Annotated in this window: 1 protein-coding gene; it reads right to left on the reverse strand. The window is 59.9% G+C overall.

Features of this window, described 5'->3' with window-relative positions:
- The coding region (locus ACKLNA_RS29205) for a hypothetical protein (protein ID WP_408987859.1) at positions 1 to 217 on the reverse strand (217 nt) is incomplete at both ends.

The raw sequence follows: 217 nt of genomic DNA on the forward strand, positions 1-217 counted from the left end.
GACTGGATTTCACCCAGTTCGATGCGCAGGCCACGGATCTTCACCTGATCGTCGTTGCGACCCAGGTATTCGATGTTGCCGTCGGCCAGGTAACGGGCGACGTCGCCGGTGCGGTACATACGGCCGTTGGGCTGGAACGGATCCTGAAGGAACCGTTCAGCGCTGAGTTCAGGACGATTCAGATAACCGCGCGCCACTTGCACGCCACCGATGTACA

Source organism: Pseudomonas sp. UV AK001, from assembly GCF_046097675.1.
GTDB classification, from domain to species: Bacteria; Pseudomonadota; Gammaproteobacteria; order Pseudomonadales; family Pseudomonadaceae; genus Aquipseudomonas; species Aquipseudomonas kribbensis.